This is a genomic window from Sphingobacteriales bacterium (genome assembly GCA_016706405.1).
Classification (GTDB): Bacteria; Bacteroidota; Bacteroidia; order Chitinophagales; family UBA2359; genus BJ6.
In genome coordinates this window covers 231,318-256,475 of record JADJJT010000001.1, presented here as the reverse complement: position 1 = coordinate 256,475, position 25,158 = coordinate 231,318, and the positions used below count along the sequence as shown (strand labels likewise).

General features: G+C 39.4%; 21 protein-coding genes. 9 read left to right on the top strand and 12 right to left on the bottom strand.

Going from position 1 to position 25,158, the window contains the following annotated elements; translation table 11 throughout:
- Positions 1 to 157 precede the first annotated feature (157 nt).
- Complete coding sequence (locus tag IPI59_01120) at positions 158 to 3,229, top strand: CHAT domain-containing protein (GenBank protein MBK7526172.1); 3,072 nt, start codon at positions 158 to 160, stop codon at positions 3,227 to 3,229.
- A gap of 56 nt (positions 3,230 to 3,285) precedes the next feature.
- On the opposite strand, the gene IPI59_01115 is transcribed toward IPI59_01120, so the two are convergent.
- The 3 genes from IPI59_01115 to IPI59_01105 all read right to left on the bottom strand — a co-directional run bounded on the left by IPI59_01115 (position 3,286) and on the right by IPI59_01105 (position 5,409).
- Positions 3,286 to 3,939, bottom strand: coding sequence for a hypothetical protein (locus tag IPI59_01115; GenBank protein MBK7526171.1), 654 nt, complete (start codon positions 3,937 to 3,939; stop codon positions 3,286 to 3,288).
- Positions 3,940 to 4,016: 77 nt separating this feature from the next.
- Positions 4,017 to 4,667, bottom strand: a complete 651-nt coding sequence (locus IPI59_01110; protein ID MBK7526170.1) for a sigma-70 family RNA polymerase sigma factor — start codon at positions 4,665 to 4,667, stop codon at positions 4,017 to 4,019.
- A 211-nt stretch (positions 4,668 to 4,878) separates the two neighbouring features.
- Positions 4,879 to 5,409 (bottom strand): DinB family protein, encoded by a 531-nt coding sequence (locus tag IPI59_01105; GenBank protein ID MBK7526169.1) that lies wholly within the window; start codon positions 5,407 to 5,409, stop codon positions 4,879 to 4,881.
- Positions 5,410 to 5,902: 493 nt separating this feature from the next.
- On the opposite strand from IPI59_01105, the gene IPI59_01100 reads away from it, so the two are divergent.
- The 6 genes from IPI59_01100 (at position 5,903) to IPI59_01075 (ending at position 16,582) form a co-directional block, all read left to right on the top strand.
- The gene (locus tag IPI59_01100) at positions 5,903 to 8,908 is read left to right on the top strand and encodes a hypothetical protein (GenBank protein ID MBK7526168.1); all 3,006 of its coding nucleotides are present in this window, start codon (positions 5,903 to 5,905) and stop codon (positions 8,906 to 8,908) included.
- A gap of 137 nt (positions 8,909 to 9,045) precedes the next feature.
- Positions 9,046 to 11,052 (top strand): hypothetical protein, encoded by a 2,007-nt coding sequence (locus tag IPI59_01095; GenBank protein ID MBK7526167.1) that lies wholly within the window; start codon positions 9,046 to 9,048, stop codon positions 11,050 to 11,052.
- A 154-nt stretch (positions 11,053 to 11,206) separates the two neighbouring features.
- A complete protein-coding gene (locus tag IPI59_01090; protein MBK7526166.1) occupies positions 11,207 to 11,740 on the top strand; it encodes a RecX family transcriptional regulator in 534 nt (177 codons plus the stop codon).
- Positions 11,741 to 11,937: 197 nt separating this feature from the next.
- The gene (locus tag IPI59_01085) at positions 11,938 to 12,492 is read left to right on the top strand and encodes an RNA polymerase sigma factor (protein MBK7526165.1); all 555 of its coding nucleotides are present in this window, start codon (positions 11,938 to 11,940) and stop codon (positions 12,490 to 12,492) included.
- Positions 12,493 to 12,517: 25 nt separating this feature from the next.
- Entirely contained in the window at positions 12,518 to 14,434 is a 1,917-nt protein-coding gene (locus IPI59_01080; GenBank protein MBK7526164.1) for a hypothetical protein, read from the top strand.
- 165 nt (positions 14,435 to 14,599) lie between these two features.
- The gene (locus IPI59_01075) at positions 14,600 to 16,582 is read left to right on the top strand and encodes a CotH kinase family protein (protein ID MBK7526163.1); all 1,983 of its coding nucleotides are present in this window, start codon (positions 14,600 to 14,602) and stop codon (positions 16,580 to 16,582) included.
- Between the two features lie 73 nt (positions 16,583 to 16,655).
- Here the strand turns inward: IPI59_01075 and IPI59_01070 are convergent, their stop codons facing one another.
- The 4 genes from IPI59_01070 to IPI59_01055 form a co-directional block, all read right to left on the bottom strand.
- Positions 16,656 to 17,366: a hypothetical protein gene (locus IPI59_01070; protein ID MBK7526162.1), complete on the bottom strand. Its 711-nt coding sequence runs from the start codon at positions 17,364 to 17,366 to the stop codon at positions 16,656 to 16,658.
- 197 nt (positions 17,367 to 17,563) lie between these two features.
- Positions 17,564 to 18,502: a hypothetical protein gene (locus IPI59_01065; GenBank protein MBK7526161.1), complete on the bottom strand. Its 939-nt coding sequence runs from the start codon at positions 18,500 to 18,502 to the stop codon at positions 17,564 to 17,566.
- Between the two features lie 67 nt (positions 18,503 to 18,569).
- Complete coding sequence (locus IPI59_01060) at positions 18,570 to 19,343, bottom strand: UDP-2,3-diacylglucosamine diphosphatase (protein ID MBK7526160.1); 774 nt, start codon at positions 19,341 to 19,343, stop codon at positions 18,570 to 18,572.
- A gap of 82 nt (positions 19,344 to 19,425) precedes the next feature.
- The gene (locus IPI59_01055) at positions 19,426 to 19,893 is read right to left on the bottom strand and encodes a hypothetical protein (protein ID MBK7526159.1); all 468 of its coding nucleotides are present in this window, start codon (positions 19,891 to 19,893) and stop codon (positions 19,426 to 19,428) included.
- Positions 19,894 to 20,228: 335 nt separating this feature from the next.
- On the opposite strand from IPI59_01055, the gene IPI59_01050 reads away from it, so the two are divergent.
- Both IPI59_01050 and IPI59_01045 read left to right on the top strand, forming a co-directional pair.
- Positions 20,229 to 20,585, top strand: a complete 357-nt coding sequence (locus IPI59_01050) for a hypothetical protein (protein ID MBK7526158.1) — start codon at positions 20,229 to 20,231, stop codon at positions 20,583 to 20,585.
- Positions 20,558 to 20,875, top strand: a complete 318-nt coding sequence (locus tag IPI59_01045) for a transposase (protein MBK7526157.1) — start codon at positions 20,558 to 20,560, stop codon at positions 20,873 to 20,875. The genes IPI59_01050 and IPI59_01045 overlap by 28 nt, the downstream gene beginning before the upstream one ends.
- Positions 20,876 to 21,086: 211 nt before the next feature.
- On the opposite strand, the gene IPI59_01040 is transcribed toward IPI59_01045, so the two are convergent.
- The 5 genes from IPI59_01040 to IPI59_01020 all read right to left on the bottom strand — a co-directional run bounded on the left by IPI59_01040 (position 21,087) and on the right by IPI59_01020 (position 25,130).
- Entirely contained in the window at positions 21,087 to 21,380 is a 294-nt protein-coding gene (locus tag IPI59_01040) for a hypothetical protein (GenBank protein MBK7526156.1), read from the bottom strand.
- Positions 21,381 to 21,390: 10 nt separating this feature from the next.
- Positions 21,391 to 21,993 (bottom strand): hypothetical protein, encoded by a 603-nt coding sequence (locus IPI59_01035; GenBank protein MBK7526155.1) that lies wholly within the window; start codon positions 21,991 to 21,993, stop codon positions 21,391 to 21,393.
- A 114-nt stretch (positions 21,994 to 22,107) separates the two neighbouring features.
- Positions 22,108 to 23,355, bottom strand: coding sequence for a DNA methyltransferase (locus tag IPI59_01030; protein ID MBK7526154.1), 1,248 nt, complete (start codon positions 23,353 to 23,355; stop codon positions 22,108 to 22,110).
- Positions 23,352 to 24,098: a hypothetical protein gene (locus tag IPI59_01025; protein MBK7526153.1), complete on the bottom strand. Its 747-nt coding sequence runs from the start codon at positions 24,096 to 24,098 to the stop codon at positions 23,352 to 23,354. The genes IPI59_01030 and IPI59_01025 overlap by 4 nt, the downstream gene beginning before the upstream one ends.
- A 39-nt stretch (positions 24,099 to 24,137) precedes the next feature.
- Positions 24,138 to 25,130: a Gfo/Idh/MocA family oxidoreductase gene (locus IPI59_01020; GenBank protein MBK7526152.1), complete on the bottom strand. Its 993-nt coding sequence runs from the start codon at positions 25,128 to 25,130 to the stop codon at positions 24,138 to 24,140.
- Positions 25,131 to 25,158: the final 28 nt, after the last annotated feature.

The window sequence follows — 25,158 nt, the reverse complement described above, 5'->3', positions numbered from 1 at the left end:
TTATTCGCAGTATCTTGCACTAAGCTAACTGCCAATACCTGTTAATTAAAGAAAACAAAATCCGGAATTGAACTTTCTTTAAAAATTAGTTCAACTTTTTTTAAAAAAATTCTATATTTTTTACCTTTGTTGCTTCTTCTTATTATTGCAAAGCAATATGCCGCTTAATTTGCACTTAATAACCATTGACGAAGCCGATAATTGGTACGATATTGCCGCCTCTTACTACGCAAAAGGCAATTATAGCGCCGCTATTGATGCCTTTACAAGTGCTTGGTATGTGTACGAGTTGCACCAAAACTGGCAACTTTGGGTTAAATTGGCAAACGATATTGCCGAGTGTTATTTTAATGACGGCTTGCCTGCCCAAGGCTACCATTATACCCAAATTGCCCTGCAAACGGCGCAATTACGGCTAAACCCAACCGATTTTGACTATGTAAATTGTTACTACGTGCATGGCTTGTATTTTAAAACCATCGAAGATTACAACCAATGCCTAACTTTTTTAAATAAAGGCTTGGAAGAGGCTAAACTGCATTTGACCGAAATGCCCGATATAATTGCACAGTTTAATTATAGTTTGGCGGGAGTTAATACCCGCAAAGGCAACCATAAAGAAGCCCAAAATTATTATAAATCGGCCATCGAAATTTATAGCGCCCTACTTGGCCCCGAGCATAACCATATTGCCGCCTGCTTTTTTAGTATAGCCGTATCGTATTTATACTGCCGCGACTATCAAATGGGCTTGCTTTACCTGCAAAAAGGCATTACTATTTATCAAAAAAACAACGCCCCGCCCCTGCATCTTGCCTTTGGTTACAATAATATTGCCGGCTATTATATAAATACAAATCAATATGCCGAGGCATTAACTTATTATAAAAAAAGTTTGTCCTTAAAAATTAATATTTTTGGCGCAAAACACCCCGAAATAACGTTTGCCTATCGAAAAATTGGCAGCGTTTTAGAAAGTATGGGCTGTGTAAAAAAAGCGCTACAATACCTGCACAAGTCGCTGCAAGCACCAAACAATAATTATGCTAACAGCTTTAATACATACAGACTTGTGGGCAATTGTTTGGCGCAAAAAAAGCATTACAAAAAGGCAATATTTTTTTACGAAAAAGCATTAACAATTGGAGAGGCTAATTTTGGCAGTTATCACCCTCAAACTGCTGCCATTTACCAGCAAATAGCGCAAATACAAAGCCAAACAGCGGTGGCAATAACAACAATTTTGCAAACACAGCAAAAAGCACTGCTAAGCCTTGGCAATCCACAAATACAGTTTAGCTCGTTATGGCAGTTGCCCCCAATAAGCGAGTATCAAAACGAAGCGGCATTATTAGAAGTTTTAAGCGCAAAAGCCCATTTTTTATGGTTAGCTTATACACAATGCCAGCAACAGCAGCAGCCCCAACCAATAGACAACCAACTAAATTACTTAGTGGCCGCTCTTGCCCACTACCAGTGCGCTGATGAATTAGTAAGTCAAATAAGGCAATCGTTTCGCACCGAAGACAGTAAACTATTATTGGCCCATACCGCTAAAAACATGTATGCTCATGCTGTTTTAGCTTGTTTTGAGGCACAAAATTTAATACAAACAACAAAAATATCCGGAAAAATAAACCTACAAACCGTAGCAACAAATTTAGGCTATGTTTTAAACCTAAATCCTACTGAACTTGCCTTTCATTTCTTCGAAAAAAGCAAAGCCAATTTATTATTAGCTTCGTTTAAAGAGTCAGAGGCAAAAATTAACGCCAATATTCCGGATGAATTGCAAGCCAGCGCCTATAATTTACAAGTCGAGCTAAACTATTTAGAAAAAACTATTAACGAAACCAAACAAAAAGTAGCCCAGCAAACAGATGCCGCCACCATCGAAAAACTAACAGCTAAACTAACTGAGCTGCAAAGCGTGTTTTTTGATGCCAAACAAAGTTTTGACCACCTGATTACCACTTTTGAAACCCAATACCCCGATTACTACCTGCTTAAATACCAAACTCAGCCAATTGGTTTAAGCCAACTATTAACAACAATACCACCTAACGAGCTACTTATTACTTATCAGGTAACTAATGACTATTTATATATTTTTGCCGTAACACGCGGAAAATACCAGTTTTACCGGCAAAATTACGCCTCGCACCTCCTTACAACCGCCCAACTAACCGATGCCATTGAAGATTTTTTATTGTTTGGCATTCAAGACCGGATAAAAACCGATTTTGAAACTTTAGGGTACGAGTTGTATGACCTATTATTAGCAGGCGTTTTGGCCGATTTTAACCCGAGTCCAAATAGTTTGTTGCGCATCATTCCGGATGATATTTTAGCCAAACTGCCCTTCGAGTTATTACTTACAAGCCCTTCAAGCGCCAAGCCGTACGCAGCGCTACCCTATTTGGTGCGCCAATATGCAGTATCGTACCATTACTCGGCAACGCTTTGGCATAATCAAGCAAAAAAACAAAGTTACCAAGCCGCCGCCGAGCCAAGTTTTGTGGGCTTTGCACCCGTTTATTATAATTTAAACAATAACATTAATGGCCATAACACTGCAGACAATAATATCGGTTTGCCGCCCCTACAAACGAATGAGCAAACCTGTGTTGCCCTGCCTTACTCTGAGGTCGAAGTAATGGCTATTAGCGAGGTTTTTACCAAACATAGAATACAAACACAAACGGTACTGCACCAACAAGCTACTATTAACCAGTTTAAACAGTTGGCGCAACATTACAAATACCTACATATTGCCGGCCACAGCAATATTAACCCTCAATACCCCGAACTTACCGGCATTATGTTCTCGCCCGCCGACGAAAATACCGCAAACCACCCTACCAACGATTATACAGGCGCACAAACAACCACTTATCCGTTGCTATATATGAACGAGGTTTACAGTTTGCAGCTAAAAGCCGATTTAGTGGTGCTAAGTTGCTGCGATAGCGGTGTTGGCAAAACTGCTGTTGGAGAGGGGGTTATGGCGTTAAACAGAGGGTTTTTATTTGCCGGAGCCCAAAATGTACTGTTTACCTTATTTAAAGTTTACGACCACGAATCGTATTTGCTTTGTAAAACCTTTTTTGAATTGGTTTTAAGCAACGGATACAGCTACCCCGAAGCATTACGGCAAGCCAAGTGCGCCCTTATTGCCCAAGGTAAGCCTCCGGTAAAATGGGGGGGGTACGTATTGCTTGGAACTTAATTTTAAATCAAATCCCCTAAGCTATTCTTGTGCTGCTATAATTATTGTTGTTTTTACTATAAAGGCAAGTTGCCCATTACTAAAAACGAGCCATAAGCCGAGCCATATTGCCGCCTTGTTGCGCTGGGTGTATCGGTTGCCAGTCGCAAATGCCAATAATAGCGGCCTGGTTTTAAATTAGTGGTATCAACATCAAAAACCAAGGTATTGGGTGGAATAGTTTGGGTAAACTGTAGTACCTCAGTATTGTTTACCACAATAAGTGTCAAGGCGTAATTTATTGGCTGGTTTAAAACAAATTGCACCGGTTTGTTTACCACTTTAGTATTGTTAGGTGGGGCAATAATGTGCTGACCTAATAAACTTTGTTGTTGTTGAATGCCACCGCCACTGTTATTACGGGTTGCCGATGCACCTTCTAAGTGCTCTAAGGGGGCAAACATAGCCTTAATTTCATCGGGGGTATAGGTTGCTATACTTGTTGGATAGGGTAATTCTATAGTTGTCGTATTTTGCCAACGCTGTTGCTGCTGATATTGCTGGCCCTTTGGGTGCTTAAATATAGCCGAAACTAATTTGGCCATAAATACAGTTTTAAGTAGCTCGGTATTATTAGATAAACGCTCTTCAAAATCGGTTTTTTCATTAGGGGTCATGGCTTGCTCAATATATTTTTCTATTAAGGTGCCATCTTTAGGGTCAATATTCATTGCTGAATGAGGTGGTGATTAAACAGGTTAAAAAATGTGAGTTCTTAAATTGAGATAGTGGATTAATAAAGCATCGGTTAAAGATTAAAATCATTTGCCCAGTCATCTAAAAACCGTGTGGCTTCAAGTAGTTCGGGTAGGGTTTGCGGTGCTATGTCGTAAATTATTTTTTGTAAATGTTCTGGGAACTGTTTTTGTACACTGGTTTTGCAGGCGAAATGGCGTTGCCGGGCGGTATTTGTGGTAATATTTAAAACTTGGGCAATGGTGGCAAAATCCCATTCGCATTTATATCGCCAATAAAAAAGTTGTTTACATGAGTCGGTCAGGCTTTCGTTAAATAATTTAAGCAGGTTTTGTTGTAAACTGTCAATTACGTCTTGTAGCTCGGGATTCGTATTTTCGTGGTTAGCATCATTATATTTAAACGCCGAAAAATCATCGGTTATTGTTGTGGGTAATTTCTTTTGTTTGCGGTATTGGTTGATAAATGTGTTGCGGCAAATTTTAAAAACGTAGCCAATGGGGGGCGCTTTTAGTTTTAGTTCTTTTTTTTTGAGCCGCTTTAAATATAAAGCAATGCCTTCCGAAGTAAGTTCTTCGGCAGTAGTTATTAAATCGGTTTCTAAAAAGGGCTTATTTTTTGCTAAAAATATAAGCACCTTGTTCCTAACAATATCGTGCAGTTGCGATATGTTAAGGTCGTTGTTGTCTGGTAAAAGGGACAAATGGTTAAAAAATTAAGAATCGTGTTTCCATTTAAAGTTGTACGCAAACAGGTTAAAAACGTTAGGCAATTTAAGCATTATTTTGTAAAAATCAAGCAAATTTTGGATAATTTCTATCATTACCTGCCAAATCGGAATAAAATTTGGCAAAAATATATCCGGAGTATTGGTTGGGCAGCAAGCAAAAAGTTCAATCTTTGCTTTTGTCGGCCTAATTTGCTGCCAGCAAGGGCAGGTATTTTTGTTCAATCACGTTAAAATGCCAACGTTGATGCCCCGCCAACATAAAGCCCAAGGCAAGTGGGCTATACTGAATGCCATTAAAACCATTGCCCAACTGGTGGAGCATTTGCTCGTTAAACGATTTGAACAGGGCAATAGTGCTTTTTCGGACTAAAATCAGCTCGGCCAAAAGGTCTTCAATGGTACGGGTGTTGGCGGTAGTGTTTTGGGCGTAGGCCTCTTCGTCAAAAGCAATCATGGTTTGTTTGTCGCCGCGTGCTATGGCTGTTATCCGGTAAACAAATACCCGTTCGGTGTCAATGGTGTGTTGTAAAATGTCTTTAATTGTCCATTTGCCTTCGGCATACACTTTGTTTCCCAAGGTTTTCCACTTTTCAATGGGTGCTTGTTCCAACTCATATAAACTTATTTCTAACGATTCTAACAGGGGAACATCTTTTGCCAAATTAATATACCGGTCAAAATAGGGGGGCATTTGTTTAATGTCAGATTTTTTCATTGCTGGATATTTATAATTATTTGATGTTAAAACATTGGGTATGTGTTGTGGGGCGGCGGTTTTATTTTCCGGAGAAGCGACTAAACAGTGGCAATACTATTTTGCCAATATGGTTTATAATATTCTGAGCCGAAAAAAAGTTCAATCCTTGTTTTTTCCATTTTTTTCCATTTTATACCTACCTTTGTTAGTTGTATGGGCAACAAACAGCCGGTTAAATTTGTTTTAAGACTTGCAACCTTATTTTTTTTGTGCCAAATTTTTGCCAACCAAATACACTTTATTTGCGTCTTAATTTCTTGTTTGGTGTTTTATAATTAAGCTAACGAACCATAAACCCTACCCCTTTTGCCCAAGCAGACCGCCTTATTTTCAAGGGCAATTACCTGTTTTGCGCCCCTGCCGTTACAATTTTTTAGTTTACCTGCTAAATTAATTATTATTTTCGTTTACAACCAAATAAATGCATCTACTTAAAAATATTTTTGTTTATATGAGCATTAGCAAATACGTTTATACTACAATATCTGTGTTGTTTTTTTTGTGTTTTTGCACCCAAACCCGCGCACAAACGACCTACTACAACGAGTGGATTGACTACAACCTAACCTACTACGCTGTTAAGGTAGGCAATAATGGTTTGCACCGTATTGTTAAAGACACCCTCGAAAAAATTGGATTACCCTTAGATGCCAGCCAATACGCCTTGTTTAAAAATGGCAAACAGGTGCCTATTTATGTATCGAACACGCCATTAGACAAGAACGACTATATTGAATTTTACGGCGAAATTAACGACGGTAGTTTTGACAAACAACTATACCTGAAACCCGAATATCATTTGGCCGACAAGCGCAGCCTTTTTACCGATACATCTATTTATTTTTTAGCTGTTGTGCCTTACGGCGAACACATGCGTTACCTAAAAACTGACAATATTATTGACAACCCGCCCCCGGCGCAAACGCATTTTGATTATCAGTTTACCGAAACCTATTTTAACCAGTTTTTTCCGGGCGAACCCTTCCGGAAAGTAGGTGGTCTAAACAATTACTACGGCGATTTTGAAAGTGGCGAAACTTTTATCAGCCTGAATGCTCAGTTAGACAAACCTAAAACCTTTAAAATAAAAACTCCCTCTGTTTTTTCCGGAGCCGGAGATGTGCGCCTAACCGTATCTGTAGTAGGGCAGTCAGACAATTACGCCAAAATACCCGACCACCGCATGGAACTTATTATGCACAATATTAGCTACGTCGATACCATTTTTGAAGGGAATGAAAACTACAAATTTTCGTTTTTAGTGCCCGCCGAAGATATGGTTTTAGGGCAAGACTCGATTGTGCTGAAAACCAGCGACCCCGGCGTACCCGGAAAACCCGATTACACCATTGACAACTGTGCTTTGGTTTATACCACCATCGAATACCCCCATACTTTTGACTTTAACAACCAACGCTCGTATAAATTTACCATAGACAATACCACCTCGCAATACCTCGAAATTACCAATTTTGACGGCGGCACCGCTCCCATCCTTTTTGACTTAACCAATCAACTGCGTATTACCCCCGTAAAAAATGGCAGTACCTATCAATTTTTATTACATCCGGTAAGTGGCAACGGCAGCAAACGAACGCTGTTTTTTACCAATACAACTAATACGCTGGCCGTAAAATATCACTCAACTATTAAAAACGACCTGCAAGGGTTTAATTTCACCGACTTTTCGAAGCCCGAAAACCAAGGCAATTATATTATTATTAGCCATCCTACTTTAATGCAAGGAGATGTTAATAACGTAGCCGAGTATGCGTTGTACCGCGCTAGCGATGCCGGAGGAGGTTACAAAACCGTTGTTGCCAATATTTACGATTTATACGGGCAATATGCTTATGGCATTTTTTCGCACCCAATGGCTATACGCGGGTTTATAAATTACGCACTCGAAAAATGGACGAACAAACCACAATATTTACTACTGCTGGGCAAAGGCTTAAGCTACAACCAACAGCGCACCGACCCCAATCGTTATGGCCAAAATTTAGTACCTACCTGGGGACACATGCCCAACGATGGCCTGTTTACCGCCGATTACGGTAGTTATGTTCCAAAATTAGCCACAGGGCGGGTGCCAGCCCGCACCGCCGCCGAAGTGGGCTATTACTTGGCAAAGGTAAAAATACACGAAACACCGCTGCCTTGTACTCGCGCCGACAGGCTTTGGCGCAAAAATGCGGTTCATATTGCAGGCGGCAAAGAAATTAAAGAGGCAACCTCTTTTTTAAACAACCTAAACGAGTACAAGCAAATTTACGAAGACAGTACTTTTGCCGGAAAAGTAATTCACACCTACACTAAGGCCACCGAAGACCCTATTGACATCGTAATTTTAGACACCTTAATTAATAAGGGCTTAGGCTTAATTAGTTTTGTAGGCCATGCTAGCGGTTCTTATTGGGATATGGATATTGGCCCGCCAAGCCGCTACAAAAACTACGGCAAATTTCCGTTTATTATCGCAAGCTCGTGCTTTGTGGGCGATGTTTACAACCCCCTACTTGCGCCCGACTACAAACGCACCATGTCTGAAGATTATGTGCTGGCCGACAATTTAGGCAGTATTGGCTTTATTGCCCCTGTGCAGTGGGGGTTTCCTACTTATATGGACGATTACGTGCGCCGGTTTTATAAAAACTTTTGCCGCAACATGTATTACCAGCCAGTAGGTAGCTGTATAAAAGTTGCTTTAGACTCGTTGCAAACCTATTTTCCGAAAGTTGACGGCATAAAAATTACAGCGCACGGATTTGCCTACATAGGCGACCCAGCCATAAAATTAGGTAACTCGCCCAATCCGGAATATATAATAGAATCGAACGACCAATATAACGATGTGTATTTTACACCGCTTAATCTTAACACAAACATCGACTCGTTTGCTGTTAATATAGTTGTTACCAACTTAGGCAAAGCCACCAACGACTCGCTGGCGGCCACCGTAGTACGCACCCTGCCAAACGGCACACAACAAGAGAAAACTAAAATGTTTCCTCCGGTAATATTAAGCGATACCTTACAAATTTATTTTGAAACCGGAAAACCCGAACTTGTAACCGGAAAAAACGAATTTGCCATTTATATAAACGGCAATAAATCCGTTACTGAAGATTGCTACGACAATAATTTTGTAGCCAAAAGCGGTTTTGTTTTTTCGGAACTATTAGTGCCTATTGCTCCTTGTAATTACAGTATTGTTGCCCAACCCGATGTAACACTTATGGCTTCGACGGGCAAACCCGATGCCGAAAACTTAGCCTATATTATAGAAATTGATAGTACTGCCTTGTTTAATAGTACCATTAAAAAAACGACCTCTATTACCAGCTCGGCGGGGGTATTGCAATGGAAACCCAACCTGACCTTACAAAATAATACCGTTTACTATGGCGGGCAGCCCAAGAACCCTCGCCCGGAGATGAGCCAAACTGGATTGTAAACTCGTTTTTATACAAAGAAAAAGAACCCGCCGGATGGAATCAATCACATTATTTTCAATATACAAATAATGAACTAAAGCAATTAGAGTTAAACGCAGATACCCGTAAATTTGCCTACAAAAATATTGACCACGTTTTGGCGGTGCGCATCCCTGTTGCTAATGGCTCGCCTGGGTTGATAAAAGTTGACCTTGACGTGAACTACTCGGTAGCTACAAGCTCGTGTTTAGTAAACACGTGTAACGGCGGCATAGTGTTTGCCGCTTTTGCCCCCGACGAGTACGCGCTGCCCATGACCACTAAAAACCAAAACCTAACTGCCGGATGCAATGGCATAGGCACTTATGGCAATTTGCAATGCAATTTAAAAGAAGTGAACGTTTTTGAATGGAATACCAGCGATGCCACCCAAATTGAAAACATGCTAAATTTTGTAAACAATGTAATACCTAACGGTTGGTATGTATTGGCGTACAGCGTAGGCAATCACCGCCTTAATACAACAGATAACAAGGAGCCCCTCTACAACTACAACTCGCAAATAGTTAACTTTTTTAAAACAAAGTTAAATATTAATGCCGCCGCCATTGATACCATTAAACCTAACGAGGCCTTTGTGTTTTTTAGCCGCAAAAACTACCTGTATAACGCGCATGTTAATTTAAAAAAAGAGTATTTTGGCAAAAAAGGCAACGACACTATTTGGATGGTAAAATCGGATATACCCTTTAGCGGGGGGCTAAATGTAGGCAGTATGAACGCCAGCGTTATTGGCCCAGCAAAAAAATGGCACGACCTTAAAGTTGATTACAGCAATTTAGAGGGCAATGTAAATTACGATATTGTAAGTGTTGATGTTTTTGGTGTTGATACTGCCGGCCAAGAAAAGCTATTGCTTAACACAAGCGCACAATCGCAAAGTTTATCTGGAATAAATGCCGAGCAATACCCCTTTATGCGCTTAGCTTTGCGCACCGCCGACACCCTTGCAGGCAGCGCTCCGCAATTAAACCATTGGCGCGTACATTACGATATGGCCGCCGAATTAGCCGTTGATGCCCAAAAACATCTTAGCTTTTACAACGACACAGTACAAGAAGGCGAAAAAATTAAACTCGATTTAGGCATTACCAACGCCTCGGCCTCGGCTGCCGACAGCGTTTGGGTGCGCTACACCATTATAGACCAAAATAATGTGCCGCACGTAGTAAAATACCCTAAACAACCACCCATTTCCCCCAAAACAACCTTAATAAGCCATTTTGAGTGCAGTACCGAGGGCTTTGCAGGTAGTAATATATTAATGGTCGAGGTAAACCCCGAAGGCGAAGGCAACCAACTCGAAAAGTTTAAATTTAACAACCTTATATATTTGCCGTTTTTTGTTACCACCGACAAAATAAATCCGGTAATTGATATTACGTTTGATGGTCGCCATATTTTAAACGGTGAATTAGTATCGGCCAAGCCCCAAATTGATATCCGGATGAAAGACGAAAATCTATTTTTGCCCTTAAATGATACTACCGACTACGAAATTGTTTTGCTATACCCCGATGCTAATGGTACGCCAACTATTGAGCAATTAGTGCCGTTTAACAGCCCCATGCTGCTGTTTACCCCCGCCAACCCCGGCCAAGCAGGGCAAGGCAATAATATAGCCTCTATACAAATTAACCCACAGTTTACCACCGATGGAAAATACGGCCTCGTAGTTAGGGCTAAAGACCGCACCAATAACGCTTTTGCCGGAAAAAATGTCTACAAAACACTGTTCGAGATAATTACCAAGGCAAGTATTAGCAATTTAGTAAACTACCCAAACCCGTTTACTACCCAAACCCGTTTTGTATTTACACTTACCGGCTCAGAAGTTCCTGAAAACCTAAGCCTGCAAATATTGAATATCAGTGGCCGCGTAGTGCGCGAAATTAACCGCAACGAGTTAGGCCATATTGCAGTAGGCCATAACATAACCGAATTTGCTTGGGATGGCACCGACCAATACGGCGACCCGCTGGGCAATGGGGTATATTTGTACCGCGTCATATCTAAATTAAATGGCCAAAATATGGAGCGTTATAAAACCTCTGCCGATGACTATTTTACCAAAGGCTACGGCAAAATGTATTTATTGCGGTAGTTGTATAAGTTGATATTGAGAACTGCTTTTTGTTTCTAAAGATGAACTGTTTCTAAGAAATATCTAAATCGCAATTTAATCCGGATGTCCTTTTAACCTTGTTTTAAGCTGAAACAATTTTAAAAAATATCCGGATTATTGTTTGTTTACCGCCATGCTAAATTCTAATCATCACCAGCAAACCATCCCAACCTACCCTTATTTACTGCAACGGCTGCAAAAATATTGCGCCTACCAAGAACGCTCAGAAGATGAGGTTTTGCGCAAACTTAAACTGTTACATGCGCCCCCACAAATAGCCCAACAAGTTTTACGAGACTTAATAGCCGATGGCTTTGTAAACAACCAACGATTTGCCAAAGCCTTTGCGCGCGGGCATTTTAAGCTAAAAAAATGGGGACCGGCTAAAATTACCGCAGCGCTAAAAATGCACAAATTACCTGCCAGCTTAATTAAGGAGGCATTAGAAGAAGTGGTGCAACAAACCGATACACAAAACAATATAGCACTACTTGCTACAAAAAAATGGGAGTCGTTAAATAAAACCAACGACACCACAGCACAAAAACGGCTTAAATTATTGCGTTTTTTGGTAGGCAAAGGTTATGCAACTGCCGAAGCAATAGCTGCTATTGAACAGGTACTGCGCTCGCAAAATTTAGATAACCAACCGTTAGACGACGAGTAAAACAAGCAGTTAACGAAACACATTGCCTTACTAGTTATGTGCTATTCGGTTTTGCCTCGTGTAAGAAATACTTTTTTAGGAACGAGATGCAACCATTTTTTAAAAATACTACCTTTATGGCACAAAACAAGTTGCAATTTGTTTACTTGTTTGGCAAAAAAAATCCCTTTGACGAAGTTATTTAGCAATCAAAATGCATGAATAATGCCCTGCACTTAATTGAAGCCTGCCTGCGCAACGACCGCACCGCCCAAAAACAACTGTACTTGCAGTTTAAAGACAAACTGTTTGTGCTTTGCTTGCGCTATGCTAATTGCCATGACGATGCCGAAGATATTTTGCAAGAGGGTTTTATTAAAATTTTTAGAGATTTACACCAATATAAAGGCGCCGGAAGTTTAGAAGGATGGATGCGGAAAGTAGTACTAAATGTTGCCTTACAATATGTAACAAAACAGCGAAAACTAAAATTTGAATCGGAAGACGAGTTTATGGACAACAACAATTGGGAGGACACCCAAACTGAACAGGAAAATGACCTTTTTAACGAACATTTGGCAAAAGGATTGATACAATTAATGCAAAACATGCCGGTAGGTTTCCGGACGGTATTGAACTTATATGTGTTAGAAGGCTACACGCATCAACAAATTGCCGACCAATTAGAAATTTCGGTTGGCACCTCTAAATCGCAGTTAAACCGCGCAAAAAAACACCTGCGCGAGGCGCTGCATAAATCGCTAACTAATTAATTCCTACAACTATTAAATCAACTACATGGACGATAATTTACAAAATATGCCCAATAGCAATAATTCTGATTTTAACTCTAATATGCCAACTGACAGGTTAGAGGCATTTTTGCAAAAAACCATAGAAAACTATACCCAAAGCCCAAGCGCCGATGTTTGGGACCGTATAGATGCCGGATTAGATTTTTTGCCCCCTACACCTGCTACTAATGTGGTGCCGAATAATCCAGTTTGGCAGGCCATTGGCACAACCAAAGCATGGCTTGCGGGTAGTACTATTGCTGTGTTAGCCGTATTTGTGGGACAATACGTGTATTTGAACCAAAAAATTGCCAATTTACAAACACAAATAGAACATCAACAAGAACAACAAAGTATTAGTGCCAGCCAACAAAATGTACCCAATAACACATTTACAAACGAGCTACAACAGCCTGCCGCAGCAAACTACCCGCAAGCACAACAACCAACCTTAACCAACTTTTACGACAACAATACTACAGGTTTAAACACAACTGCCGCCCAACTCTTAAATCCGGCTAATGATAAAAAACTAAAAAACACTAATTACAACAAAGAAAATCAGTTCGCACCCGCCGAATCCGGAAAAACAACTACTAATTACAGCCCTCTAAATATAAAACCTAATATTAATTACGAGGCTGCGGCAGCACAACAAACTGCCAATCCAATAAGTACCGACAGTTCGAATAAAAATAACACCTCAAACAAAGACAATAATGTTAAAAACGAGTCAAATAACAAGGCCGCAAATACAAATCCGGAAATTGACGCTGATGCCATTTCAATAAATAGCAACCAGCCAGCAGCAAACAGCAATACACTGCCCGAAAAAACACCGGCAACGCCCAATTTAGACGAAATAACTCAGAAAACTGATAAAACAACTACTGAAAATGCAGCAGCAACAAGTACCGGCAACAATACAGTAAGTAGCAACAACGAAAAAACAAACAATTTGTCCGAAAATAAAACAAAGGCCGTAGCTGATGAGGTTAGTTCAGAAAATAAAAATGTGGTTTTTGCAAAGCTGCCCCCCCAACAAAAAGCAAACTGGCAATTAGGCGTGTATGGGCAAGTATTACAAACTACCCAAACAATGTCACCAAACATTAAGTTTATTATGAATGAACAGAACAGCAACGACGGAGGCCAAGAAGACACAAGTAAACCACAACATCACCACCACAATGAAATCAAACTGTTGGCGGCTAATAAAATAACCGGACAAAAATATGGGTTTGCCGTATTTGCACGGTATAATTTTGCGCCAAAAGAAAATAAAAATCACAACTTTTTTGTTGAAACGGGTGGCAATTTAACCCAAACTGTTTACGAAAAAAACCATACGCCGCAACTTAAATTTAAAGACCGAAAAAAAAGCTGGTATTATCCGTATGGCTACCACGTTTATAGTTTTGATTACGAGTTGTTTACACCAAGCGGGTCAGTTGATGTTAATATTTACGCCAGTAAAAAAACTCCATACCAAGATATTGATGAAAATTTGCCCATAAAAATGAACCTTAGTACAAAAGAAACACAACAAAATTTAAGCATTCCGTTACAGGTGGGCTATCAATTACAAGGGCATAAACTTGGCGTTCTACTTAAAACCGGAATTATTGCCAATATTTTACTTAAAAACAATTTACAAGTAACAACGCCAAACTTAGAAAACAACGAGTTAATTGCCAATCAAAAATATTTTTACACCAAGGCATACAAAAATGAAGCAAAAAAAGTTGATATTGGCTTTGCAGCCTCGGTGGGCGCTAACTGGCATATTACCAAGCGCCTTTCGCTTGAGGCCGCGCCTGTTTTTACCACCAACCTAACAAAACGCAACAATGCCAACAGCCTTACAGACCTTCGCGAATGGGCTTGGGGTGGGCAATTGGGCTTAACATTGGGTCTGTAGTGTTATTGACAGACCTGGCAAAATATAAGAAATAAAGCAAGAGCAACCCTAACTTTAACTATATTTACCCTTTTTCAAACCAACCACACCGCACAGAGGCATACACGCCCTCATTTTTCATCCGGAAGAAAAAAAATCAAAAATATTAAATAAATTCATCAAATAATGCTTATGTTCAAACAGCAACAAATTTTATATGTTTTGGCCACTTTGTTTGTTTTAAATATCTTTACTACAACCAATGTTTTGGCTCAAAAATGGCCTAAAGAATTAATTTATAACTCCAGCCAACACACCCTTAGCTACGGCGGAGCCTCGCCTACCGAAGGCTTGTATGCCATTGACAGTATCCGCAGCTTATACCTTCAGTTTGACCAAGCTAATTACTGGACAACTTTAACCAATAACTATAAAAATAAAATTGACCTTACGGCTACTTTAACCGTAAATGGGCAAGTTTACGATAGCGTTGGTGTGCGCTTTAAAGGGCAAACTTCATATAGTCAAATTAAAAATAAACAAAAAAAATCGTTTAACCTTAGCATAGACTACGCCGATGATAAGCAAGATTTAATGGGCTATACCACCCTAAACCTAAACAACTGCTACGAAGACCCTTCGATGATGCGCGAAGCATTTTACCTAAACCAAATCCGGAATTATATCCCTGCAGCCAAGGCCAATTACGTGCAACTGTATATTAATGGCGAAAGCTGGGGCATTTACCCCAATGTGCAACAACTCAACAAAAAGTTTCTTAAAGAGTGGTTTTTAACCAATAATGGCACCAATTGGCGCGCCGACGTTCCAGACGGTATGGGGGGCGGCTTTCCTGCGTGGGGAGACGGCACCGCCGCTTTTAACTATTTAGGCAACGATACCACCGAATATCAAAAATACTATACCCTAAAAAGCACCGAGGAAACGGACCCTTGGGATTTTTTAGTAACCGCCTGCCATGTTTTAGATACCGTTAAAAACAATAATGCCGAAACAGTTTTGGCAAACTACTTTGACCTTGACCGCACGCTTTGGTTTTTGGCTTGCGAAATTGTTTTTGCCGATGACGATAGCTATGTATATAAAGGAAAAATGGATTATTACTTATACCACGATGTTGAAACCGGCCGGATGACCCCATTAGAATTCGATGGCAATAGCGCCTATTTTGAAGAGGCAGTTGATAAATGGGGGCCTTTTTATAATGTTAATAACAAAAATTATCCGCTACTTAACCGTTTGCTAAATGTTAAAAGCTTGCGCCAACGCTATTTGGCACACATGCGCACCATCCTCGAGACATCTTTTGACCCCGACAAAGCCGCCGCCGATATGGATGCCTTCGCCCAAAGAATTGACCAATATGTTAAAGACGATACAAAAAAATTATATTCCTATACCCAGTTTACAAGCGAGGTTAAATCTCTTAAACAATTTGTTGAAGACCGCCGTGATTATTTAATGGGCAATACCGAGCTAAAACAACAAGGCCCAGCCATTGCCGATGTGGCCGCATACACTAATAATTATTTATGGCAACAGCCCACTAATACACAAACCGTAACAGTACTGGCAACAGTAACAGCAACCGATGACGATATTGACGGAGTTTGGCTGTATTACAGTAATAATGTAGTAGGTAATTTTACCAAAACCGCCATGTTTGACGATGGTATGCACAACGATTTACAGGCAAATGATGGAATTTTTGGCGCAACAATACCCGAACAAGAGGCAGGTACTTGGGTTCGTTTTTATGTGGCCGCAATAGCCGCCAATACTTACAATACGGTTAGCTATAACCCGCCAGGTGCCGAGCATAACGTTTATGCCTACTCGGTGCAACTCTCAACCGATGCCCCGCAACTAACTATTATTGACGAGAGCCAACCAATAGCAGCCTACCCAAATCCGGCTGGCCAAGTGTTATATATAACAACACCTCAAGCCAATAATAGTACAAACACGCAAACTGCCAGTACAAATCAGCAGTCAAATATTCAAATTGTAAATGTATTGGGCCAAATCCTATACAGTAACCCCTATTTGCCAATGCAAACCTTAACCGTAAATACCCAAGATTGGCCTTCGGGGGTGTACGCAATAAAAGTTGGCAACTGGTCTCAAAAAATATTGGTAGCACATTAATTTATAGCTGGTGTGGCTGGTGGCTGTTAGCTGATGGCTGATGGCTGATGGCTGATGGCTGATGGCTATTGGCTTAATACCGGGGTAGTTCGTTTGGCATAGACCGGTCTTTAAGGCGTAAAAACTTTTCGGTTTCCTGTTCAATAAACAAGGCTTGTTCGGCATTTTTTAATCCGGATAATAGTTTTGTTGTTTTGCCATCTTTTAGTTGCATCATTACCCTAAAAGCATATACCGGATTATTGTTTTGCTTTCCCATTTCGTATGTTTCGCTGTATAATTGCGTAATATCGCGTGCATCAAAAGTTTTGTTTCGGTTTATCCAGGGCAAGGGTTCATGTACTACGGTAATTTCGTTGCTGCGTATCGAAATTGTTGAGGTATTGACCATGCTGGCTATAAGGTAATAGTCTATAATTATTGCAACCAATAGATGAATGCTAATAAATGCAAAAATAATATATTCGCCGGTAAACAATGCGGCAGCAACAAAAATAGCCAATACGCCGTTCCAAATTAGGGCAAACAGCACCAAAAAAACTGATATGGATTTACGCCACGAAAAATATAAATTTAACTCGTTGGTAAGTTTTAAAATTTCGAGGCCAAAGGGTAAAAAAACTTCGAGGCGTTGTAGCGGTGCGCTTGGGCTTGCTGACGGGGGCAACACTTGCTCGAGCCTGAAAAACGAGTGGCAGTTGTCGCATTTGCCAAATCCCGTGTTTATATTTATATTTTCGAATGGTACCGGTTTATTGCAGCTTGGGCAATTGGTTGGTTGCATAAACAAAAATGATGCGTTTAAAGTAATTGACAATTAATAATTAACAATGAATAATGCAATAAGTGAAGTGGTTTATTATCAGGCACTTACCACAAACAGTAGTATAAACTAATTTTAGCGAACCACTTAACTGTTAATAGACGTGTTTATATTTTTTTGCCTGCTGAGGCCAAACTAATTATCCGGCTGTGCTTTTATTACTTGCTTATCATATAAAATTTAGCTTCGTTATTTTCAAGCTGGTATAAATTACCGGCTTCTAAGCGCACATCTATTACATTGTTGCTTCGGGGTATGGGTACAATTTCTTTCTGCAAAGAAGCGGGAGAAATAATGGTAAGTTCGCCGTTATTATAAAACACTAATTTATCGTTAATTACCTGAAAACCTTTAAGGTCGTACACATCAATATCGGTATTAGAAATAGACGAGTAGAACGTGCCAAATATATCGAACATTAAAATACCCAATTCGGGCACATTTAGGTAAATTAAGCCATTGCTTTCGGTTAAAAAATTCGGGTTAAGGGTTACACCCAATAATTGCCTTAAATCCATACTTTTATGAATAACCTCGTAGTTGTTATTTATTTTTTTAAGCCGTTGTTCATTTTGGTCAAACACCCAAAAATAGTTGTCATCTGACAAGCAAGCCGCCGATACACTACTAATACCAATATTTGGCAGTTTAAATATACGTTTGTTGTTCATGCGCATATCTAACATAACTACGGTAGCAAATTCTTTGTAAAAAACCAAAATATTAAAGGGGGTTTTGGCATCTACAAAAGCTGCGGGGCCGTATTGGGTTTCGCTGTACACGCCGGTTACGTTGCCCGTTGAGTCGTAGCGCATTACTTGGTTTTTAGACGTAATAAAATAGGCGTTTTTTAAAAAATCGGTCGTAATAAAATTAGCTTTTAGCGGTACGGTATTTATTAATTTAAATTCGTCGTTATTGCTGCTGTTGCTATTGCCATTATTACTGCCGATATTAATAGCCGACATGACGGTATTTTTTTGTGTTGAGGCAAAAGAATCACTACCTGCGGCTAAATTATATCCGGATAAAAAAAGAACTGCCACACCCAAATAAAGGTATTTTACTAAAAGCATCCGGAAAAAAATGGTTCTCATGATATTTAGTATTAAAAATATTCAGTACAAAGTTATTATTTATTTAAATCAAAACCATAAAACTGCTTTATGGCTTGTAGGTATATAGTTGCAAGTTTTGACCATTGTAAACAGCATAAGTAAAATGGGTTATCCAATCGCCTAAATTAATGTATTGGCAAGTTGGGCTTAAAACTGTTGTTTGTGGGTGGTGTTGATGCCCAAATACAAAAAAATGAATGTGCGGATTTGTTTGTAAAGTAGTTTGCGCATAATTTATTAATCGGTTGCTTTCAGCAGATAATAACTGTTCAATTTTTTTTTGGTTATGCTGCCTACTTTTAGTCGAAAAAAAATTGGCCAGCCCAATAGCAATATCCGGATGCGACACGCGCATAAGCCATTGGCAAAAACGGTTGGTAAAAAGCCATTTTTTAATCCATTTATAGCCAGTATCGCCGGGGCCAAGCCCGTCGCCGTGCGCAATATAAAAATTATGATTGCCAATGGTTTTAATAACCGGTTGCGAAGAAACGGGTATGTTCAGTTCTTTTTCAAAATAGCCAAACATCCACAAGTCGTGGTTTCCAGAGAAAAAGAAAATAGGCAAACCAGCATCGCGCAGTTGTGCCAACGCACCTAACACACGCACGTACCCGCGCGGCACTACTGTTTTATATTCAAACCAAAAATCGAACAAATCGCCCACAATATACAACTCGGTAGCGTTAGGTGCAACCTCTTTTTGCAGCCATTGTACAAAAAGTTGTTCGCGCACAAGGCTTTCGGCATGGTTGGGGCTACCTAAATGCAGGTCGGAGGCAAAATAAATCAAAAAATATAAGTATAATTTTAATTTAATCGAGAGAGAGAGGCAAACAACTAATAAGGCAGGCACAGTTTAGTCCCTTTTGTGTTACTTAAACACAGCCCTGTTTAGTTCGTTAATTTACGGTAACATTTTTCGATATTTTATCGCTCGATGATAAATTGCCCGACCCACAACTTACTGGCTCAAGTACAAAAGTAAGGCTATAACTTCCCGAACTTGTGCCAAAAGGTATTACAATTTGGTCAAAAAACAGTTGCCCGCTTCCCGATATTGCGCCGGGGGCAAAGGCATCTAATTGAGGGTCGCTGTTAGTATTTAGGTTGCCATCTTTGTCTAAGTAAACCGAAATTGAGCTTTTTATAACATTGTCGTTGGCGTTTGTTAGGGCAGTCCCCGAAAGGGTAAGGGTAGCTGAAACATCGCCGCCGGCGGCAACCGTGCTGGGGTTTATTGTTACCGATTTAAGACTAAGGGTGCAGGTGTCGTCTGTGGTAGCGGTGGGGTCGCAGCCGCTAAAAATGAATAATACGCCAAGTCCCAATAAAAAAACTTTTTTATAAAACTGATTAAAAAAGGGCATGATTTGTGTTAAATTACAATAATTAGTTAATTAATTAATAAATAAAAAGCAAAGGTAGTGTATCTTGTCAATATTAACGTGAATTCGGAGCTAAGCTATAAAAAATAGGGGGATTAGTATAGTTGATAGGAATAAAAACAGGAGCATAGTTATCTTTGTAGTGTCCAAAACTGCAAACAATACTACCCCCTGTTTTTATGAAGTCAAAAGATACAAAATTTGATGTGTCCATGTTATTTGAATTATTTTTTTGTAGATAATGCCTGTTTGCTGATGCAACAATGGGTTGCTCAGCATTGGCTTAGCGAAGGTAAAACAATGCCTGGCCTCGTAGTGTGCCCAAAATTTCGGAAAGTGAGATACTTACGATTCTGATTTTCTACCACTATTCGGGCTATAAATGTTTTGAATATTACTATAAAGCATTGGTTTTGAATGACTTAAAGACCTATTTTCCTACTGCCCCATCCTACAACTATTTTATAGAGTTAATAGAACGGGTTGCTCTTCCTATGGCGATTTTAGCCAAATTAACCTGCCAGCAAGCAGAAAAAAAAGGAATTTATTACATAGATGCCAAAGCGCTACCTGTTTGTGACATGCTGCGAGCCAAGCAACATAAAGTTTTTGCTCAAACCGCCTCGAAAGGAAAATCTTCTATGGGGTGGTTTTCGGCTTTAAGCTCCACCTGATAGTCAATCACAAAGGACAAATCGTGGACTTTGCTTTGACTACAGGACAGGTGGCAGACAATAGTAAAGACCTCTTAAACAAGCTATTAGAGAAAATATCAGGCACATTGTTTGGCGATAAAGGCTATTTGACTACCTTATGGAACAACTTTTTTGAAAAAGGACTAAAAATAATTACCAAAGTCAAAAAGAATATGAAAAACAGACTAATGTCCTTAGAAGAAAGGCTCTTATTGAAAAAAAGACCTATGATTGAAGCCATTAATGATATTTTGACCCTCGGTTTTTGACTTAGAACATACCAGACACAGAAAACCACAGAATGCTTTTGTCCATATAGTCGCTAGCTTGGTAGCCTATCAGTTTTACCCCAATAAACCTCAAGTAGATCTTGCTAAAATTTACTAAGTAAATCTCCGAACTCACGTCAATATTAGCAAAGCAACAAGGCTGCTGGCAAAAATGGTTAGTTTAAACACACACAAAATACCATCATAAGACTTAGTTTTGATGCACTAATTTAATATTATCAAAATAAAAATTAGCAGTTGATAGGCTATCAGGCAGGTTGCCCGTTATCGCTATCCGGATGTTTTTACCGCCATTAGCCAATACATCAGTAACCGAGTTACCCATATTGGCATAAATTTTATTCCAAGTAAGTTTATCGTTTACAAACATTACCGGATAATTGTCAACATCGCCCGTTTTTTGGAAAAAAATTAAGGATATTTGAAAAGGAGCTTCGCAACGGTAGTGTAATTCTAAAAAAACAGGTTTTCCGGCGGCGGGCAAATTGTAGCTATCAATGGTAGCAATTACAAATTGGGGGTGCTGCGGCGTTTAGGCTTAGCTTGGCACTTCGGTTACCTTCAAATACTTCGTTGGGATTTTCAGTTATTAAAAGCGGCACGCTATCATTAAGTGTTTGAAAATCGTTACCCAATTCAAAATCGCCCAAAAAATCAAAATAAGTCGGAAAATTATTATAGGTAAAATTTGGCGTTAAGGTAACCGTTTCAAGCGGTGTTAAACTTACGGTGTTTTCCCAAGCGGTAAAAAACGGGTAAATCAGTCGCCAGTCGTTGCGCCCACTATTGGCTACGGCAGCTTGGATAATAATATTGCGGTTTCCGGTTTCAATAATGGGTATGGTAGCTGGCAGTTCGTAAACACCTTGTAATACGTTGTTATTATACAACCAAACCGCTTCTATTTTTTGTTGGGCGGTGCCTTGTGTGGGTTCGGCGGTAAACAAGGTAGAATCAATTTTTATATACGCCGGCAGAGGGTCTTCGTTGGGCGTACATTGCGGCAGGCATAAAATTAGCAATAGCAGCAGCAACAAAAAGGCAACGGGGGTCAGTGTTTTTTTTATCCGGATAAAAAATGGTATTGTGGTTAGCATGGTCTTAGTTTCGGTGCAGCAAATTATTTATGTTATTTCGTAAAATCAAATAACAATATATGCGGCAGGTGGGTTCTTAAATTTTTTTTTAATGCAATTGCCTGTGCTGTTTTTTTATTCTTTTCGCATTATCACAATATACTCGTTATTCATTGTTTCGTCTTTTTTTCCTGTTTCGTTTGTAGGGCTATTTTTGCTTGGCATACGTTTATTAGGAATATTACGAATAATAGTTTCAATATGTAAAAAACCTTGATTTTCAAAAAAGTCTTTGGTTATTTCGTCTGTCGGCAAAACTTCACCTTTTACTTTTCTATTCCCTACGACATAACAAGCATAACCACCTTTTTTGATAGTTTTGGCTACGTTTTCAATAGACTTTTGATAGTCGCAATAAAACGAAGAAACTTCTTTGGCTCTTTTTTCGTCTGCCGATGCAATTTTTTCAAGGCTTTCTTTAAGTGCCAAACTGTCAAAATTACAAACTTCTTTTTGTCTTTTACCACCCATTAAGTTATTGTCAATTTGGTTGGCATTTTCTACACCTAACCATTCGTTGGCAAGTCGTGAAAATTGCCCATAGGCAACAGTTGTGCGGCTATCTCCATAAGGCGGTGAAGTTACAACAATATCAATACTTTCACTTTCAATATGCTGCACTCCATTACTTGTATTAAAATCATAGATTTGTGAATTTGCATTTTTTTCTTGTCCTAAAAATGCATTTAGACCTTTATGGTTTCGAGCTAATTTGCTCTGCATTAAGCCAAATACATCCGGATTGAATCTTTGCATCTGTTCAGCGGTCATTCTGAAAAGTTTAAACTCGCTATTGCGTGTAAAGCTACTTTCTCTTACGGTTTCGCTAAATGCTATTTTAAAAAAATTGCTTATGCTTTGCTCTTCTATTTTGTCAATGAAAGTTTTAATAATAGCTAATTTTTCTTGTACTGCCCTATCAAACCAAAAATCAATATTTTTTATTTCAGGAACTACTACGCTTACCGTATTGAAATTAAACAACAAGCTAAACATATAATCATTAAAATCTTTGAGATACAAATCTAAAATTTGTAGATTTATTTTGGTCGTTTTTGTTTTTGCAATAAGTCTTGCCAATGGGTTTAAGTCTGTACCAATAGCGTTAATTCCTTTCAAATTGGCTTCTACTAAACTCGTTCCTGTACCACAATAAGGGTCAAAAAGCAAATGACTATCTTCACCGTATTTTGACAAAATACGTTCTGCAATTTGTGGTATCATCATAGCGGGGTAGTTGTGGTAGCAATGCGTAAATTGCTTGGTATTTGCCCCTACAAAGTCCCACGAAAAATCTGTATATTTTTTCTCGGTTAGTATCATTTGTAAAGTGTTTTGAGGTCTGATACAATTTTTGAAAACTCGTTGATAGGCGATTTGAACTTACCCGATTTGGTAAGATACACAAAATCAAAGAAATTCAACATTCCTATTTGCTGCGGTTGCGTAATTTCGTCATAAAAATTAGTCGTGATGAAACCTACCCTAAAATCCGCTTTTACTTCAAAACTCAAACCGTATTTTTGTTTGATTTGCATACAGTCCTTTGATGTTGCAATGTCCATTAAAAGTTTCCATTTGTAGGTTTGCCCCACTCTTTCTCTCAAAGATGTTTTCATTGAGAAAATTAATACAGGTGCTTTTTCTAATTTTTTGTTGTGGTATATCATCAAATCCACATCTGGTTTTTGAACGTCATCGCCTACTTGTATCGTGGCGTAATCTTCTATGAGTTTATGTTTTTTGGGTTTAAGTGTTATCACCAAATCTTTGTTTATCAAACCTTCATTCTGCAAATAAATTAACGCATAAGCCACTAAACATTGAAAACCATTTCCTGCAACCGCTTTTCTCGTCTGTGAAGCGTCATTTATTTCGCCACTTTTGATACGTTTTTGGATAATTTTCTCAACTTCCGCAGTTGATTTTTGCATTATATCCGTCAAACACGAGATGGCTTTTTCTGCTCCTACCTCTTTCACTTTTTGCTCAAAATTCTTTTTAATAGGGGCAAAATAGTATCTTCCCTTTACATCTTCAAAGACTTTTTGGTTGGTTTCAAGCATTTTATTCAGTTATTATTGCTATTAGAATATTATTAAACGTTAATTGTACACCAATGGTTGCACTTGGTTTTGTTGCGAAATTATTTGGCAAATTTGGTCTGAAAGGTGCATTGCCTTATAGGCAGTTGCCAAATTGACCAAAGGCGGCTCGTGTTGGTTGGCAATAGCGCAGGCAAAAGCCGTTAACTCTTGGGCAATAGCATTGTGGTTGGTAATTTTTACTTCAACCGGGGTATGCGTATTTGGTTTTTTACCGGTTAAATGCCAGTAACTCAATTTTTGATGCAGTAGATCGGCCTTAAAACAAGTTTGGTTATCCATTAATTTAAAACCCCTAACGCGGTGCTGGGCACATCGGTTGGCTTCGAGGTTGACTTCAAAACCGGTATCAAAAATTAAACGTACATGAGCTATGTCAAGGGTGGGCGTTACTACGGCCTCGCCGGTGGCCTCAATAAACACCACCTCGGCTGTTTTACCCGCTATGGCAAAGGCAAGGTCTAAATCGTGAATCATTAAATCATGCACTACCGAAACGTCGGCACCACGCGGAGTAAAGGGGGCAATGCGCTGCGCCACCATTTTTTGGGGTTTAAAACTGCCCAAATGCGGCATCAACGCAGTAAATACGGGGTTAAACCGCTCAACATGCCCCACCTGAATTACTAAGTTTTTACCCTCGGTTGCCTGCAACAAAGCGGCGGCTTGTGTTTCGTTGGCGCACACCGGTTTTTCAATAAAAACATGTTTATTGTTTTCAATGGATAGCAAAGCCAGGTCAAAATGTGTAGCCGTAGGAGATGCCACTAAAACGACATCAACAGCTTGTACTAATTCAAGTGGATGATTAAAGCCGTGTAGCCCCAACTCGCGGCTTGCATATTGTGAAGCCGATTCATCGGGGTCGTAAAATCCGGATATCCGGAACCACTGCGGCATTTCTTTCAATAACTTAACGTGTATTTTGCCTAAGTGTCCTACACCAAAAATTCCGATTGCTATTGGCTTTAAATTATCAGTTTTAGGCTTCATAGTGGCTTTTGCCCGGTTTTTTTATAAA